An 845-nucleotide genomic window follows, 5' to 3' on the forward strand; every position below is an offset into this window, starting at 1 on the left:
GAACTGCAGTGCAGGTCAGTTGCTTGCCAGTGCCGCCTCCCGGCGTCTGGTCACGCAGACCGCCCGGACAGGCTCCATCGGCGTCATGATGGCTCACAGTAATTACGGTGCTGCGCTGGAGAAACAGGGTGTGGAAATCACGCTGATTTACAGCGGCAGCCATAAGGTGGATGGCAACCCCTACAGCCATCTTCCGGATGACGTCCGGGAGACACTGCAGTCCCGGATGGACGCAACCCGCCAGATGTTTGCGCAGAAGGTGTCGGCATATACCGGCCTGTCCGTGCAGGATTTTATTCTGGGCGCGAACAGTCAGGAGCAGCGGGAAAGGCTGACCGGCTGGATTGGTGAAATTGCCGCGTATTACGCCGCAGCGCCGGTCCGGCTGGGAGGCGCAAAAGTACCGCACCTGATGCCGGGTGACTCACTGAACCTGCAGACGGCTCAGGATACGGATAACGGCTACTCCGTGTTTGAGCAGTCACTGCTGCGGTATATCGCTGCCGGGCTGGGTGTCTCGTATGAGCAGCTTTCCCGGAATTACGCCCAGATGAGCTACTCCACGGCACGGGCCAGTGCGAACGAGTCGTGGGCGTACTTTATGGGGCGGCGAAAATTCGTCGCATCCCGTCAGGCGAGCCAGATGTTTCTGTGCTGGCTGGAAGAGGCCATCGTTCGCCGCGTGGTGACGTTACCTTCAAAAGCGCGCTTCAGTTTTCAGGAAGCCCGCAGTGCCTGGGGGAACTGCGACTGGATAGGCTCCGGTCGTATGGCCATCGATGGTCTGAAAGAAGTTCAGGAAGCGGTGATGCTGATAGAAGCCGGACTGAGTACCTACGAGAAAG

1 protein-coding gene is annotated in these 845 nt (G+C 59.2%); it reads left to right on the forward strand.

Annotated elements, in window-relative coordinates; translation table 11 throughout:
* Positions 1-845 (forward strand): phage portal protein (locus tag CSC70_RS13760; RefSeq protein WP_162457190.1); only part of this gene is annotated, 845 nt, incomplete at both ends.

Origin of the sequence: Pseudoxanthomonas kalamensis DSM 18571 (genome assembly GCF_010211745.1) — a bacterium.
Classification (GTDB): Bacteria; Pseudomonadota; Gammaproteobacteria; order Xanthomonadales; family Xanthomonadaceae; genus Pseudoxanthomonas_A; species Pseudoxanthomonas_A kalamensis.